This is a genomic window from Yeosuana sp., assembly GCF_057126245.1.
Genome location: NZ_DBNGMQ010000101.1, coordinates 38,161 through 54,724 on the forward strand (window position 1 = coordinate 38,161; position 16,564 = coordinate 54,724).

Here is a 16,564-nt window from a genome sequence, read left to right on the forward strand (position 1 = left end):
CAATAGTAAAAATTATAATTTTTAATTACTCAATTCCTTACGGAATTTTTTATTAAAACTTGAGTTTTTCATCCTTATCCCAAAGCCCCCAATAGGCACCAACATCGCCTTCGGCTCCAACTTTCCACGACTCATCAAACGATGAAAAATAAAAAATCTCTATATCACTTTTAGAAGACCATACCTGAGTATTAATAAAATATTTCATGGCATTTTCTCTTGATGATACCGCGCCTCTTAAACTACCGCCTTCACTTGGCCAACCTGTTTCGGTAATAATCACTTTTTTACCTTTACCAGCATCTGAAGCCTGATTATACATTTGCTGCATATGGTTTAAAGAATGCTCTATACTACAGCCTTCCCAATAAGGGTAACAGTTTGCCAAGATAACATCACATGCTTCGGTAATTCTTGGTCTATGTGAAAACTCATAATAAGCATCGACATATCCTACTGGAATTCCTGGCAACGCTTCTTTAACACGATTGATATAAGCTATTAATTGGTCTTCTGTTAAATCGCCACGATACATCACTTCATTACCTACTGCTGCAATATCTACACATCCTTCTTTTGCCAAAGCAATAAGACCTTCAATTTCGTCTTCATTCATGTCAAGATCATCACCAAGCCAAGCCCCAACTAAGGTTTTCATTCCATTTTGATGCGCAATACGTGGTATATGTTCATTACCCTCTACACATGAAAACGAACGAATCCATTTCGTATAAGGTTTTATTATTTGCATTCTTCTTTTTACCTGTTCTTCTGTAATAATATCTCCTGGTTTCTGACCGTCTTCATACATACTAAAACAAAGGCCATGCATTCCTTTTTCAAGTGTTTCTCTCCAAAGTTTTTCTAATTTCTTGGTTGAAAGTTTACTGAAGTCAACGCCTACGTTTTCGGTGTAATCTGTACCTTCTAAGGTATAATGATAATCTCTTCTATATGACATCGTATTATATTTTGATTATTTAGTTTTTGATTTTTAATATTTGAATTTTTCCTTGGCATCCCATAAACCCCAAGAGGTTCCAGCCCATCCTTCAAAATGTATTTTCCATGACTCATCAAATGAAGAAAAATAGAATAATTCTACGTTTTGATTTTGGGCCCAAAGTTGACACTTAATATAATAGGTCATTACATTTTCTTCAGAAGGCATGGCTCCACCGTTCTCTCTTCCTATACTTGGCCAGCCCGTTTCTGCAATAATAACTTTTTTACCTTGAGCAGCTTCTACCGTTTTGCTGTACATTTCCTGAAGATAATATCCTGCGATTTTAATATTGGCACCTTCCCAGAATGGGTAACAGTTAGCAAGAATAACATCACACGCCGCTACTAATTGAGGTCTATTAGTAAATTCATAATACGCATCTACATAACCCACTGGTACGTTTTTGGCAAACTTTTTAACTTCCTTAATATAATTTATAATGGTTTGTTCGTTTAGCTCTCCTCTGTAAAGCACCTCGTTTCCTACAGCTGCAACATCAACAAGATCGTTTTTTAATAGCTCTTTTAGTGCCGTGATTTCGCTATGATTCTTCTCAATATCATTATCTAACCAAGCTCCTACCATCGTTTTTAATCCCATTTCTTTTGCAATTTTAGGGATTTTTTCATGTCCACTTGTACAAGAGAAAACTCGAATCCATTTTGTATGAGGTTTTAAAACTTCCAGTCGTTTACGTATTTGTTCTTCTGTAATATAATCTCCAGGTTCTTGTCCACTTTCATAGGCACTAAAACAGATACCAGACATTCCTTTTTGAAAAACATCTGTAAATTCTGTTTTAATCTCTTCTTTTGACAAGGAAGCAAAATCCAATTTCGATGTATAAAAATGAGGGAATCTCTCTTTAATCTCTTTTTCTGAAATGAGATCAATATCAATTTCTGAAAGTAATTTCATATTGGCATAACCAGAAGGCTTAAAAGCTTTTCTCCTTTTCAATTGCACCCCAATATCAACGGCTTTTTCTTCGGTTAAATCATAATTTCTCATGATAAACATAGCCGTAAGAGTTCCTAATATAGGTAGTCCTGTGAAGAATATTCTTAATCCGGTTAGTCCGGCAATTTCACCACCAGGCGGAACAATTGCCTCTGGATCAAAACCTACCAGTGTCATAATAGCGCCACTTAATAAACCTGCAATAGCAAAACCGAATTTAACCATCCACCAGTAAATAGCCCCAAAAATACCTTCTCTTCGTTTTCCAGTGTTTAACTCATCTAAATCGCAAACATCGGCTGTCATAGACATCATTAAGGTGAATAAACTACCAATTCCAAAAGAGAAAAAAGGCAGCGCAAAAAGAAACATATACGGTTTTCCAGGTATTAAAAGGAACCATAACATGATATAGCCAATAATAGAAATCCCTTGAGACAATAAAAATGCATTCTTTTTTCCCATTTTTTTTGACATCCAGGCAACAATTGGAATTACCACAAAGGTGGTTACCAACGCACCCATACTACCAAAAAGTGTGGGCCATATCCAAGCACCGTCATCACCTGTTATGCCATTAAACAAAAAATAAACAATAATAAAAAACGTAAAAGTAGCAACCGTATTAAACGCATTAAAAATTAAGAATGTAGAAAAGCATAATTTTCTGAACGCAGGATAGCCAAAGGCTTCTTTAAATCCTTTTAAAATTTCTTTCAAACTTCCACCAATCGTTTTTACAGTAAGCGGCGCAAGACTTTCGTCATTTTTGGTAGATTTACTTTTAATAAATATGGCCGGAACCATCGCTAAAATAGCACATCCAACGCCGACCCATATCGCTAATGTCCTTGTTGCAGTATCTGCATTGGGGAACCACTCCTGATCATACATAACCACCCAAAACCAAGGTGCAATTACCCATGCCCATTGGCCTACCCATTGTGCAACTGCCATAATACTTGTACGCTCATGAAAATCATCACTCATTTCATAACCCATGGCTACATAAGGAACACTAAAAATGGTCAACCCTAAATAAAATACTAAAGACCATAACAAAAAGTAGGTGAAATTATAATTTACACCATCTTCTCTGTACAATTGCCACATCAAAACAAATGAAATACCCATAATGATAGCACCTAAAAACACATATTGTCTGCGCCTTCCCCATACAGATCTCGTGTTGTCTGAAATAAAACCCATAATAGGATCTGTAATGGAATCGAATAATCTTGGAACGAAAAATAAAACGCCCCACATCCATCCCGGGAATTTTAAATCTTGCACCAGTACAACCATAAAAATACCCAAGGCTGCTGGAAACATTTGATTTGCTAACATACCAAGTCCAAAGGCGACTTTTTGTCCAAACGGCACCTTATGACTTGCAATTGCTTTATTATTTGACATGATTTTAGTTTTAGTTTAGTTAGTGATCTATTTATATAGTTAGTTATGTTTTAGGAATTATTATTGTTTGAATTGCCTGCGCTTTTATTTGAATATCAACATTGCTTTCGTTTAAAGAAAGTTTAAAATTCTTTGCTTCTGACCCTTGATTGAAAACAACCACAGCGATAGAACCATCAGGATTTTTTGCCGCTGTCACCATAATAGACTCATCGGGGTTTTCAAATCCAATTCTTACGGCTCCAGGTCTTATGTATTTACTAAAATGAGTTAATATATAGTAAACAGGTGTAAAATATACCTCGTCCTTATCTGGATCAACAATTACTGGCGCTAGACACCAATTTTCAAACCAGTTTGGCCCCCCTTGTTTGTCTAGAACCATGTTCCAATCAATCCATCCGTCTACCCAATTATTTAAACAGCCAATAATATCTCTTGCATACCGATTAACAGGTGCATATTTTGGATGCAAATATTTTTGATCTTCTGGGGCCCAATCCCAACCCCAATCGGTCGCTTCTTTAGACCAATACCATTGGTCGTCAAGCCATTTTGGAATTTCAGAATCGCTGCAAGCCTCCGATTGAATTAAATATTTATTAGGTGCTTTTTCGTGTGCGTATTGAAGTGATTCTGGAAAATAATCATACGTACTTGCATACCAATGAATCGCTGTCCCATCATAATATTTTGAAGATGCCTCATCTTTATACATCACATCTATCCATTCTATGAGTTCGTCACCTCTGTTTTGATCATACCCTAAAATTTTTACATTGTGACCATCTGCTTCCAGTTTTGGTCCCAGATGATGCTTTACAAAATTGGTCATCTCTTCGGCGCTAAAATGCATACTCTCCCAATTATTGTTATTCCCTAAAGGTTCATTTTCAACAGTGAAACCCCAAATATCAATACCCTCTGCTTTGTAAGCGTCTAGATATTTTGAAAAGAATAAGGCCCATGTATCATTATACTGTGGCAGTAATTTACCGCCTCGCCAATCGTCATTATCTTTCATCCAAGGTGGCGCGGTCCAGGGTGATGCCAAAATTTTAAAACCGTCTTTAGAAATTTTCATAGCATCTTTAATCATTGGAATCAAGTCATCCCTATCTTCATCAATGGTAAAATTTTTCAACTCTAAATCTCCTGCAACAGGTGCATAGGAATAATTGTTCAATGAAAAATCACATGAGTTCATGTGCGTTCTTGTAAGGGAGTATCTTGCGCCATCATCACTAAAATAAGCTTCTAGTATTCTATGTCGGTTTTCCTCACTTAACCTGTTCAGTAAATAAGCCGAAGCTTCTGTAAATGAGCCTCCAAATCCTGTAATAGTTTGATACGCTTGATTGGGTAATAATTGGATATTAATTGGATTATCTACACCTGAAAACTCTGTTAGTTTTTTTAACTTATTTCCACTTGCTGAGGTTTCATAAACTTCAACATTTAATTCGTTAAACTTTGTATTACAACTTATCACTGTGATTAGTACTAACATAGAACTCAAGTAACTGAATGCTTTCATTTGTTATTAGATTTATATCCTTCTTTTAAAGTATTAAATGCTTTTTTCTTACTTCTGTCAATATTCACAATACCCCAATATTCTTCATTAGGAGCTCCATCATAGGGTACTCCAATACTATTTGGTGCCCAACCACCCTTATTTTGGACATTATTTTCTCCAGCTTTCCACCATTCATCAACAAATGCAAACATCGTTACGCCAGAGCATATATTAGGTGCTCCAAATATTTCGTCAATAATTTTTTTTGTTGCATCAGCTTGTGCGTCTTCGTTAACGCCTTCTGCATACTGATCTCTTGCAATCGTCATATAACTATCTGCTCCAGCTTCCGATAGATACATTGGCTTAGAACTAATAGCCTCCCATTCAGGAAAAATTGTTTTTGGATTATCCCAACGGTATACATTCATTCCCCAGATATCTACATTAGAGCAAAGTTCAAGAATCTCCTTATTTGGTAACTCACCATGAGCTGTTGCCACTGGATGATTCGTATCATTTTTATGAATAAGATCAGCTGCATTATTAAGTGCTATATACCACGTATTAATATCACCTTCGAACCATTCAGGATGATAATTATATTCGTTTCCAAGCTCCCAAAACAATATAGCTTTGTGATTTTTGAAGGTGTTTATATAATCAATAAAGGAGCCTGAAAGGATATCATACTTACCATTTTGGGTATACCCAAAATGCATAATAACTTTTATCCCAGCTCGGGCTATCTCATCTAACACAAATTCTTCTTCAATTGGCTGATAAACTCTTATCGTGTTTATGCCAGCTTCAAGCATTAATGTTAAATCTTCTGTTAGATTACCAAAGTCTCTTTTATCACTACCTATTGGCACTGGATGATAACAAATCCCTTTTATCGTATAAAGTGAATCATTAACATATATATGACGGCCTTCTATAGAAACAATTTCATTTTTTGAATTGCTCTTACAAGACATTAATGCGCCAATTACTAATATTAAAACTATGTATTTTTTCATTTACTTTTTGTCGTATCGGGTACCAAAACCGTTTTCAATAATGCTTTTTTATTTCCATTAAACGTTTTTTCAATAGAATTACCATTTCTTGTTAATCCTTTAAATATTCCTTTATCTACTGCGTCCCAAAGAGCGTATTTTGCTTTCCCATCTACGGTAAATAATCCAAAGTGCTTTTCAGAATTTCCCGAATTATCACCACCCTTCCAAGGTTCGTCAAATCCTTCGAAATAAAAACACGACATTCCTGATTCGTTAGTCCAGTCTCTCATATGTTGATAGTAAAGAGCTTCTTTATATTCATCGCAAGCTTTTGATCCACTAGCACCATAATAGCCTGAAGAAAAACTTGCCCATCCCGTCTCACCAATATGAATTGGTTTATTAACACCAAGGCTCTCCATATATTTCTTTACGTTTTCATACTGCATCATCGCATACTCCTTTGCTCGTAACATAGAGATTTCAATCTTTTCCATATCGGTTTTACCTTCCATACCTTCGGCATTCAACCAAAATTCTGGCTGATAATGTGTGTCATGCATGGGATACGTGTGAACAGAAAGAAAATCTACAGCTTTAATTAATTTATTTAGATCTTCTACATGGTATTCTTCGCCACCGCCTCCCCAAGAAGCAAAATTATCTGAACTCGTTACCCATAAATCTTTAGATAGTTTTCCTTCATTTTTTAAGTTCTGAAGGTAATTTACCCACTTTAATATAATCCATGGCTCTACATAATAACTCGCTGCCCATTTAACCATAGCTTCATTGCCAACAGCGATTACTTTTACGATATCTGGATATTGATTGGCTAATGCAACCGCCTTTTCTATTTGTGGTTTGTTAGCCTCACTTTCTATATCATGAATAGGTTCTTGCTCTGTCCAAGCATTTTTACAATCTATCCAAGCGCCAAGCATCACATACATTTCAAAGCTTGGATCCTTCTGTTTTAACTCACTAATAGCTTTTAAAAGGTTTTCGGCTTGAGGCAAATGAACTTTATAGGTTCGAACCACTCTAATTCCTAGAGCGTGCAATATTTTCATATCTTCTTTTAGCTCTTCTAGTGTAGGTTCAATACCGTGGTCTGTATGTCTATAACCACCATACGACATAGCTAAATACACAGGATTCCCTAAAATATCTTTAGCTGATACTTTTTTTGTTTGAACTTCTTTCACATCATTATTTTTAACTTTACCACAAGACCATGTAAAACTGATTAAAAATATCAGCAGACAATTTCTTATGATTGATAAATAATTTTTCATAATTAATGTTTTAAACTTTTTCTTATGCCAATGCTAATGGAGGAACAAGGGCCTCCAGTAGTAAATCTTCTTTATTCCCATTAAAGGATTTAGTTATTGGCTTCCCATCTCTAGTTAAGCCATTAAACACCCCTTTATCGACTAAATGCCATATGGCATACTTAGCTTGTCCTTTAAGGTTTATCAGTCCAAAATGGTTTTCTGAACCACGTTCGTTACTAGCATCTTTCCATTGTTCATCAAAAGCCTCAAAATAAAAACATGACACTTTTGCTTTATTACTCCAGTCTCTAATAAGCCTATAATATTTTCCAGACTTATACTCATCTGCCGCTTTAGATCCATCGGCGCCATAAGGCCCATTAGAAATTGTTGCCCAACCCGTTTCTCCAATATGAACAGGTTTGTTTTCCCCTAAGCTTTTAACAAAGTTTGAAACAACTTCGTATTGCTTTGTTGCAAATTCAAGAGCACGTTGCATCCCTGCTTCAATTTTTTCTTTATTTGAAAAATTCCATTCATTGTTTGGCACAACCCAAAATGCAGGATTATAATGCGAGTTATGCATTGGATAGGTATGCATAGATACATAATCTACTGCCTTAATAAGATCAATTAAATCCTGTGTGCGATAAATTGGATCTCCACCTCCCCATGATGAAAAATCATCAGAACTTGTAATCCATAAATCTTTAGGGAGCTCATCATTCTTTTTTAATTCTTGCAAATGATTCACCCATTTTAAGATCACATTAGGGCGCACAAAATAGCTTGTTGCCCAATGTACCATAGCTTCGTTTCCTACAGCTATAACTTTAACAATATCTGGGTAGGCTTTTGCTAATGCAACAGTCCGATCGATTTCTGAAGCATTTTGTTCGCTTTCAACGTCGTGATTAGGCTCCATATCTGTCCAAGCATTTTGACAATCTATCCAAGCGCCTAGCATGACATACATTTCGAACGAAGCATCTTCTTTTTTCAACTCGCTAATAGCCTTTAATAGGTTAGGAGCTTGCTGCAATTGAACATTATATGTTCTTAAAACCTTAACTCCCATGGCGGCTAAGATTTTCATATCTTCTTTGAGCTGTGGAATTGTAGGCTGAATATCTCTGGATTTCTGTCTATATCCTCCATAAGAAATCGCTAAATAATCGGGATTACCTAATATCTCTGCTGCAGTTATATATTTTTGTTTTATCACTTTTTTTTATCGCTTATTTACTTTTTTTTCTAGATGTAATAGCAAAAAAAATGGTTTATAAAATATTATTATAATTTATAAATCATCTATTCCTTTATAGAAGCAATTATTTGATTAATCTCTCCTGTTCTTTCAAAAACTTTTTTACTTATTGCCGTGTCTAGTTTTAAACTGTTAAAATCAACTTGATTACCATCATTAAAAACAACACTAAGACCTTCTTGATTAGCAAGTTTATAGATTACTGGCACTTGACAATATGTAAAACCGAGTGAATCCTTTTCTAATTCTATAACTCGTTTTTGTTTATTAACATCGGTATATTCAAAGTGATTCGAATCTTTTAAATATTCACTTTTTCTTAATAACCTCGGGTTGAAAAATATAGATCCACTCTCAACAAAAACGCCTAATTCTCCTATTCGGCTTAAAATATCTTCCTTAACCTGACCAGTCATTCCTGGTTGCTGTGCGCCTTTATTTTCTGGTGTGTGTGAATATGGATCTGTTGGGAATGCCCCATACAACTCTGGTGATTTATGTACGCCTATGCCCGCTTCAATTTCATAATAATGGTCTAATAATTTACCGATTACCACGTCACTTGCATTTGTGTTAACAGCCAATAAACAGTTTTCTTGAACCGCTAATAACAATTTAGAAACCATGTGCCAGTAAATAGAGCCTAAGCCTTCATATCCAAAAAAGGTTCCTGAGCGACCAGTAAATGATTTATGATCAAAGGTTTCTTCAAAAAGGTCTAATAAATATTTGGTGTCTTTATTAATAAGTGATTGATACGTTCCTTCTGGCAAACTCGACAAAGCATCCTTTAAACTACCCGCATTATGAAAACTACCACTAAAATGATAATTACCTAATACATCTTTTTCTACAATTTGAGCATTGCCATCTTTTACTAGTTGTTTGAGTAATTCTGATTTTTCAAACTTTACTGAAGGAATGTTATTCTTTTTATCAAACCTTGGCAATTCTTTATTTGGGTATAAAATGTAACTGTATTGATCTGGCCTGAATAATGCGCTGTTTTTTAAACCATCTAACAAGTCTAAAGCCTCTTGTGGTGTTAAATAGCCAGAGCTTAAAGCAGATACTTGCCCTTCCAACATTTCAGGTAAATAAGAAATTGAAACCTCATCATTTTCAACGGTCATAATGTTATAGGCATGATATAACTTATCTTCTCTTTTGTTGGCTTCAATACTGTGGTCAAGATATTTTAAAGTAATGGTTATAAAACTTAGGATGTCTGATTTACTAATAGCCTTCTTATTACCAACAAATCCTTCTTCATAAATTTTTAATCTGTAATCACTACCTGCGGTTCCTAATTTATCTAAAACTGATTTTCTGTCTTTATCAGAAACTTTTCCTGAAAGAATTGATTCATGTTCATTAAGAGCAGTCACTATTTTATTGAAAAATTGAAGAAGTTCTTCAGATACTTCAACTTGATTAGTGCTTGCTTTGGTAACTATGCCTTCAAAGAAATTTAAAAATCGTCGCAAGTAATACAGGGTAACCATCGAAACACCATTACCTACTAAAGCATTATTCGCATCATTCCATTCTGGACGTTGTGTATTTAACCAAATACCACCTTCTGGAATAAAGTTAGAGACCTTTGCCAAAACCGTTGCCAGTAATTTTTCGATTAAATTAACTTTATAAATAAAGTAATCTTTATCTCTTAGTAAAGCACCGTCAACACCAAGCTCGGCTTTCTTCCTAAATATTTCTTCATTTAAATGATTATCGAAATCAATGGTGTCTTTAGGATTTTGGAGTGTTTCTTGATAACTCTTAATTTTGTAAGGTACATTAGCGTATACAAACAAATCCTTATTAAATTGACTCTCTAAACGATTCGGGTAATGATTTTCGATAAACTCTAAGAATTTTAATAAGTAGATAATTTGATGATCTCCCCAATATCCTATGTAAGACCATGGGTCATCTTCTTCAATTTCTTCCCAGTCAAAACCTCCTTTAGTGACTCGGTACGGGTTATAGCCTTCAAATGTTGTGGCATTTAAAAACTTGTGAATCATGCTTTCAATAAACTCTGGATACGAATGTGCTAAAGCTTCCCAGTTTTGAAAAATATCACGCCAATTACCTTCATAATCTAAAATTTTAGAGCCGTCAATTTCACTTCTGGTGTTAATTGAAAATCTATTCCACGGTCTACTTGGATCCCCATGGCGTCTACTAAATTTTAGCGGTAGATATTCAAAACAAAGACGTTTAAAATTTTTATCGTCATCTTCATCCGCAACATTCTTAATAAACTTTAATGAAAAATATTCTGGCAAGCTGTTAAGTATGTCTTCTTTTTTCTTTAAAACTTTTCTGTTGGCATTTGCAATGTATTTAATAAAATCTTCCTTTTCAATCGTATAGTCATCATCAAAAATACCACCACGCATAATATTAAAAAGGGTATTCGCAAAATGCCGTGTATTTGTTAACGCATCTGCTGTTTTTTGCAAACCATCTGACGTGCCTACCAACCCAATTAAATTAGTAGTCCCTTTATCAATATCATCTTGAACCAGTTTTGCTAAATTGACTTCGGTTTTAATTAAGTTTGAAACATAGTTGACGCCGCTTATAGATTGGTTCACGTTAGTAATCGTCATCCAACTCGTTTCAGATTGCCCATTTAACTCTAAATTACAACAAGAAAAATAAGCGCCTTTTTCAGCTTTTATATCCACTTCTTGGGTGATGTTTTTCCCTTGTCTGAAATCATTAAGTTGTAATGATGACAATAAATATGTTGGATTATCATTCCCAATAGACCATACAATATTTGCTTTTAAAGCTTCACTCGGTTCTGCTTTATCTACTATAAAAGCACTTAAAGCAAAAATTCCAATGCCAACTTCACTTTCTAACTCGCATTTTTTATAAGCATCAACCAAATTGCTACTCGCATTTTGCAAAGCAGAATTAACGCCTGATGGTAATATATTTTGTAGGCCATCTAAAACTGTAGCACTTGTTTTAGAGGTATCATTATTTACCAGTGTTGATTTTTTTACAAAGCCATACGTATCACTTGAATTCCATTGATATCGAAATGACAATTTTAAATCATGATTAATTTCTTCAAAGACAACTTTATTGCCATAGATATTTTTATACAGGTTTCTGGTAACATTATAAATACCTTCATATCTGTTTGAAAAAGGCTCCCATAGGTATGTTTTGCCATTTTTAGACACATGCATGATGGTTTTACTTCCCGTAGTTTCAGCTGATTCGGTAATCTTATCATCCGTATAATAGGGAAACAATGATGATTCCGAATTTTTTCTTCCTGCTGATAATCCGCCATTGCTTGATATAAACATCCAATGATCGGAATCACTAACAATACTCATGAAAAAAGGGCGCATAGTGCCTGAATTTGAAATTTTATAATAATTTTCATTTTCAAACTGAACCATTTCGCCAGTTATCTCCTTATCGGTTGATTGTACTTTCAGATTACCGATATACATATCTTTAATACTCATTAATTTTGTTTTTTTAAATTAATAAACCATAAATGGTTTGTTTGGTTTTATTGTTTGAAATTTGTTTTAAGTCTTAGTTACTCATCAGGCCTTTTTAAAAATTATGGTCTGAATAGAATGTGGTAAAGCATTCAAATGGGCTGTTTTAGAATCCATATTTAATGTGAAATCTAAGGCTTTATCATCTTGATTCATAATAACGATAACGATGCTGCTATCTGTATTTGCAAATGCTGTACTCAATAAACTATTAGTACTCGATACACTTGTGATTCTTTTTGCTCCAGGACGAATAAATTTTGAAAAATGGCCTATGTAATAATATGAGTTTGTAAAGGTTAATTCGTCGGTTTGCGTATTGCCATGAACCGGCGAAAAACATAAATTACCAACATGATTAGGTCCCCCTGTTTCATCTAATAATATATTCCAGTCTGTCCATGCCACGGTACCGTTATTGAAATCATTTATCATAGACCTTCCATATCTTTCGGCTAGTTTTGGATCTTCGTTCTCTATTCTGCTCCACTCAAATTTTTCATTACAGCCTTCAGTAAAAATTAAATTTTTATCAGGATAATTTTCCTGAACACGTTTTACAGCATCAAACATAGGGATACCATCCTTCCAATCTTCATACCAGTGAAACCCTGTTCCCCAGACATATTTTGCTGCTTCAGGATCATTCAGAATGACATTGGCTCTTTGAAATAATAAATCTCTATTGTGATCCCACACAATAATATTTTTATCGCCTAACCCTTCTTTTTCTAGAGTAGGGCCTAAATAGTTCTTTAAAAAATCCCGTTCTTCTTCAGCTGAATAAATACAAGACTCCCAGCGTTGTACTGCCATGGGTTCATTTTGAATGGTTAATCCCCAGATTGGAACACCCTCCTTTTCATAAGCTTTAATAAATTTTGCATAATAATTTGCCCATGATTGATAAAACTCTGGCTTTAATTTGCCGCCATGTAGCATGTTGTTGTTGGTTTTCATAAAAGCCGGCGGGCTCCATGGACTTGCATACATAGTTAAAGTGCCACCAGCAGCTTCAATAGCTCTTTTAGTGAATGGTAACCTAAATGTTCTATCATGATCGATGTTAAAGGTTGTAAGACCTTTGTCACCTTCTTCGATATAAGTATAGCTTCCAGAAGAAAAATCACAGCTATGAATAATGGTACGCGCTAAAGAATAACCAATACCTTTGTCTTGGCTATAGTAAGCTTCCAGAAAACGATCTTGATTTTGTTTGGATAATTTATAAAAGGTCTCGGCAGAAGCATCGGTTAATGCCGCTCCAATTCCTAAAAAGGTTTGAAATTCTTTCGTAGGGTCTACTTGTATCGACGCATCTACTTCTTTTGGTTGCTCAAAGGGTCCAAATTTAACAGTGCCTGAATTAGTCAGTTTTAATAACGTATCATGAGCTGTTTTGTAAACCTCACTTTTCATTTCTGATAAATCAAATAATGGTTTATTTTCTAGTATATTATTTACATCCTTATTTTTGTTCGATGTACATCCCATGAGCATTATAAATAATACAATAAATGTCCATTTAAAATAGTTTGTTTTGGTTTGTGTTTTCATGTATTAACTCAATTTGTTATTAATAAATAAGGTTTAAAAATAACGAATAACAAAAAATTAAAGGGGCAGTATAAAAAAGAATGTTTAAAGTTTTAAAAAAGGCTAATTTTTTTATCAAAAAGCTTGAGTGAGTCATTACTCACTCAAGCTATTGATATATTTTAATACACCCATATTAAGGTGCTGGTTTTATAACTACATTATCTACATTCAACTTAGCTGGACTATTAACTAATTCAACTGAAAAGGAAATACCTCCTTCTACTTGATTTGCATTAGGAGCCGTTGTAAAAGTGAATGTTTTCGTTTCCCAAGTTGTTGCTAAAGACGTTGTATTATCTGTAAGCGTGTGCAGCGTTGCGGGTACACTTCCGCCATCAGCACCTTCGGAAAATGTAAATGCTTTAAAAACGCCTCCGTCACCTAAAGGTCCATCAGCTATTACATCAAATGACACTGTATAAGAAGTATTAGGCTGAACCACACCTATTGCAAACCTTTCTTGTTTGATTAATATAGCTACACCTGCTGCTCCTTGGATTTCAGCCGAATTACTACCACCATTACTAACGGTAGTAGAAATAGATGTACCAGCGAAAAATTGCCAGCAACTTTCACCTGCTTCAAAATCACCATTAGATAATAACTCTCCCGTTGGAGGTGCAGGGCAATCACCTGTTCCGCCGCCGCCGCCGGTGCCAGACCCATCGCCATAAAGCATTAAATCGTCAAAATAATACGTGTCTGTGTTATTTGCATTTAAATCGAAGAAAATAACAATCTTATTAAATTTGTCACTATCAGCAGCTGTATAAGGGAACGTTAATTCTTCCCAACCACTGGTTACAGAAGTTGTTAAAAACTTCTCAACATTATTACCTGAATTTCCTATTTCTTCTAATTTTAGTCTAACTTCTGTATTTGCTCTACTAGACCACACTTTTATTTTCAGTCCTGTATTATTGTTAAAATCTAATTTCGCATCTAAATCATATTGATTATTGTCATATGGAAACTGACCACTTTTTACTACTTGACCTACTTTACATGACTTGTTAACATCATTATTTGAATCGGGGTTATCTATCCATGAGAAACCAGCACCATCTGAAATAAAATCGGCACTTGGGTCTGTTAAGAACGTCATATTTAAATCGGCTGCATTGTAAGATTCGGTAGTTTCTGCATTACATGCATTAGGATCAGAAACTATAACCGTTCTTGTAACTTCTGTAGCTGCATTACCTGAGGCATCACTCACATTATAAGTAATTGTATAGGTACCCACTGTATTTACATCTACAGCATCTCCTGCAACAACTATGTTAGCGGTAATATCTCCATCTACATCATCTGTAGCCGTTGCTCCCGGATCGGTAAATGATTCTCCAAGTGAAACATTTATAGTGGCACTTCCAACTAACGTGATTACTGGTGCTACAACATCAGCAGCAACTATAACGGTTCTTGTTCTTTGAGTCGCTGCATTTCCTGCGGCATCACTTACATTATAGGTAATGATATACGTGCCTGCAGTATTTACATCAACAGTATCGCCACCAACTACAATATTAGCGGTGATATCTCCATCAACATCATCAGTAGCGGTTGCTCCTGGATCAGTAAATACCCCACCAATCATAATATTTATCGTGGTATCCCCAAGTAACTCGATTACTGGCGCTCCAACATCTGAAATTACGATTATATCCTCAAATGAATCTGATGCTCCTCCTACATTGGCTGCTGTTAAAACAACTTTATATTCGCCTGCTGAATAGAATTTTACAGGGTTAATAAGGGTTGCAGTACTTCCATCTCCAAAATCCCAACTATAATTCGTTGCATTTGTTGAAAGATTAATAAAAGTCACCACACCTGTATCTACATTAAGAGTATACGTAAAGCCAGCAAGAACTTTTGGTAAATTTGTGTCATCATCCTCGCAACCTAAAAAGGTAACTGCCAAGATTAAAATTGCTATTTGTTTAAATGTTCTGATTAATTTTTTCATTGTCTTTTTTTATTAGTTGTTATAGCTTTTATATACTCTTACGTAATCTACCAGCATCGTTTGAGGAAAAACAGTGTTTTCATTAGGAGATCCATCAAATAAACCACCCACAGCAACATTCAATATCATATAGAATGGCTGATCATATACCCATTGGTTCCACTTTTCTTTATATAAGTCATATTCTATAGGATTTGTAAAAATATCGTCGTATTCTTCTGGAAAAGGATTATCTGGCAAGTCGTTAGGAGTTATTTGGTTATATAGTACATCATCTATATAAAAATTTACATAATCTGGTCCCCATTCGATACCATAAACATGAAATCCGGTGTCAACACGTTCGTTTTGCAAATCATATTTTTTTAATATCGGCATACCTCCAGAATACCCAGGTCCATGAATAGCTCCACTTACTATCGTTGGTTTTGATCCCGCATTTTCCATTATATCAATCTCACCACAAAATGGCCATTGATAAGTATTAAGGTTATCATCAGGTTCTTCTTCTATATTAGTACCTAACATCCAAAATGCAGGCCATATACCTTTGCCATTAGGAAGTCTCATGCGGGCTTCAAAACGCCCATATTTTTGTTCAAATTTTCCCTTAGTTAAAAGCCTAGCCGAAGTATAATCGGAACCTTGAAACGATTCTTTTCTTGCAGTAATTATTAGCATACCATTTTGAACCGTTACATTTTCTGGGCGTTTTGTGTAATATTGTAATTCTCCATTACCCCATCCATTAACCCCTGTACCTTCCTCATAATCCCAAATATCAGGATTAAGAACACCATCGGTGTCAAACTCGTCTGCCATTACCAATTCTGTAAACCTAGCAACAGTTTGTGTCTCATCTGTCGAACAGCTCGTAAACACAGTAAATAAAACTAATAATACAGGACCCAGAAAACCCAATACTAGTTTTCCTTTTCTATATATTAGATTCTGCTTAAAGATTTTTGTTTTCATTCTTATTATATTTTTTAAATTCAT

At 34.9% G+C, this 16,564-nt stretch carries 10 protein-coding genes; all 10 read right to left on the reverse strand.

The genetic code is table 11. The features are described from left to right. Nucleotides 1-52 precede the first annotated feature (52 nt). The 10 genes from AC15TD_RS13595 to AC15TD_RS13640 all read right to left on the reverse strand — a co-directional run bounded on the left by AC15TD_RS13595 (nt 53) and on the right by AC15TD_RS13640 (nt 16,540). Nucleotides 53-961: a glycoside hydrolase family 17 protein gene (locus tag AC15TD_RS13595; protein WP_484452694.1), complete on the reverse strand. Its 909-nt coding sequence runs from the start codon at nt 959-961 to the stop codon at nt 53-55. A 33-nt stretch (nt 962-994) separates the two neighbouring features. Further along, nucleotides 995-3,382, reverse strand: coding sequence for an MFS transporter (locus AC15TD_RS13600; protein ID WP_484452695.1), 2,388 nt, complete (start codon nt 3,380-3,382; stop codon nt 995-997). A gap of 43 nt (nt 3,383-3,425) precedes the next feature. Continuing rightward, nucleotides 3,426-4,919 carry a glycoside hydrolase family 30 protein gene (locus tag AC15TD_RS13605; protein WP_484452696.1) on the reverse strand — a complete coding sequence of 498 codons (1,494 nt, stop codon included), beginning with the start codon at nt 4,917-4,919 and terminating at the stop codon, nt 3,426-3,428. Next, nucleotides 4,916-5,923, reverse strand: coding sequence for a glycoside hydrolase family 2 TIM barrel-domain containing protein (locus tag AC15TD_RS13610; protein WP_484452697.1), 1,008 nt, complete (start codon nt 5,921-5,923; stop codon nt 4,916-4,918). The genes AC15TD_RS13605 and AC15TD_RS13610 overlap by 4 nt, the downstream gene beginning before the upstream one ends. Next, nucleotides 5,920-7,203 (reverse strand): glycosyl hydrolase family 17 protein, encoded by a 1,284-nt coding sequence (locus tag AC15TD_RS13615; protein ID WP_484452698.1) that lies wholly within the window; start codon nt 7,201-7,203, stop codon nt 5,920-5,922. Before AC15TD_RS13615 ends, AC15TD_RS13610 begins: the two co-directional genes overlap by 4 nt. Before the next feature lie 22 nt (nt 7,204-7,225). After that, nucleotides 7,226-8,410: a glycoside hydrolase family 17 protein gene (locus AC15TD_RS13620; protein ID WP_484452699.1), complete on the reverse strand. Its 1,185-nt coding sequence runs from the start codon at nt 8,408-8,410 to the stop codon at nt 7,226-7,228. Between the two features lie 86 nt (nt 8,411-8,496). Continuing rightward, nucleotides 8,497-11,955, reverse strand: a complete 3,459-nt coding sequence (locus AC15TD_RS13625) for a hypothetical protein (protein WP_484452700.1) — start codon at nt 11,953-11,955, stop codon at nt 8,497-8,499. Between the two features lie 84 nt (nt 11,956-12,039). After that, nucleotides 12,040-13,551 (reverse strand): glycoside hydrolase family 30 protein, encoded by a 1,512-nt coding sequence (locus tag AC15TD_RS13630; protein WP_484452701.1) that lies wholly within the window; start codon nt 13,549-13,551, stop codon nt 12,040-12,042. Nucleotides 13,552-13,726: 175 nt separating this feature from the next. Further along, nucleotides 13,727-15,565: an immunoglobulin-like domain-containing protein gene (locus AC15TD_RS13635; RefSeq protein WP_484452702.1), complete on the reverse strand. Its 1,839-nt coding sequence runs from the start codon at nt 15,563-15,565 to the stop codon at nt 13,727-13,729. 12 nt (nt 15,566-15,577) lie between these two features. Beyond that, entirely contained in the window at nt 15,578-16,540 is a 963-nt protein-coding gene (locus tag AC15TD_RS13640; RefSeq protein ID WP_484452703.1) for a glycoside hydrolase family 16 protein, read from the reverse strand. Nucleotides 16,541-16,564: the final 24 nt, after the last annotated feature.

Coding starts and splice junctions, on each gene's coding strand:
- AC15TD_RS13615 (WP_484452698.1), bottom strand. CDS start 7,203: ATGAAAAATTATTTATCAATCATAAGAAATTGTCTGCTGATATTTTTA.
- AC15TD_RS13640 (WP_484452703.1), bottom strand. CDS start 16,540: ATGAAAACAAAAATCTTTAAGCAGAATCTAATATATAGAAAAGGAAAA.
- AC15TD_RS13610 (WP_484452697.1), bottom strand. CDS start 5,923: ATGAAAAAATACATAGTTTTAATATTAGTAATTGGCGCATTAATGTCT.
- AC15TD_RS13600 (WP_484452695.1), bottom strand. CDS start 3,382: ATGTCAAATAATAAAGCAATTGCAAGTCATAAGGTGCCGTTTGGACAA.
- AC15TD_RS13630 (WP_484452701.1), bottom strand. CDS start 13,551: ATGAAAACACAAACCAAAACAAACTATTTTAAATGGACATTTATTGTA.
- AC15TD_RS13605 (WP_484452696.1), bottom strand. CDS start 4,919: ATGAAAGCATTCAGTTACTTGAGTTCTATGTTAGTACTAATCACAGTG.
- AC15TD_RS13595 (WP_484452694.1), bottom strand. CDS start 961: ATGTCATATAGAAGAGATTATCATTATACCTTAGAAGGTACAGATTAC.
- AC15TD_RS13625 (WP_484452700.1), bottom strand. CDS start 11,955: ATGAGTATTAAAGATATGTATATCGGTAATCTGAAAGTACAATCAACC.
- AC15TD_RS13635 (WP_484452702.1), bottom strand. CDS start 15,565: ATGAAAAAATTAATCAGAACATTTAAACAAATAGCAATTTTAATCTTG.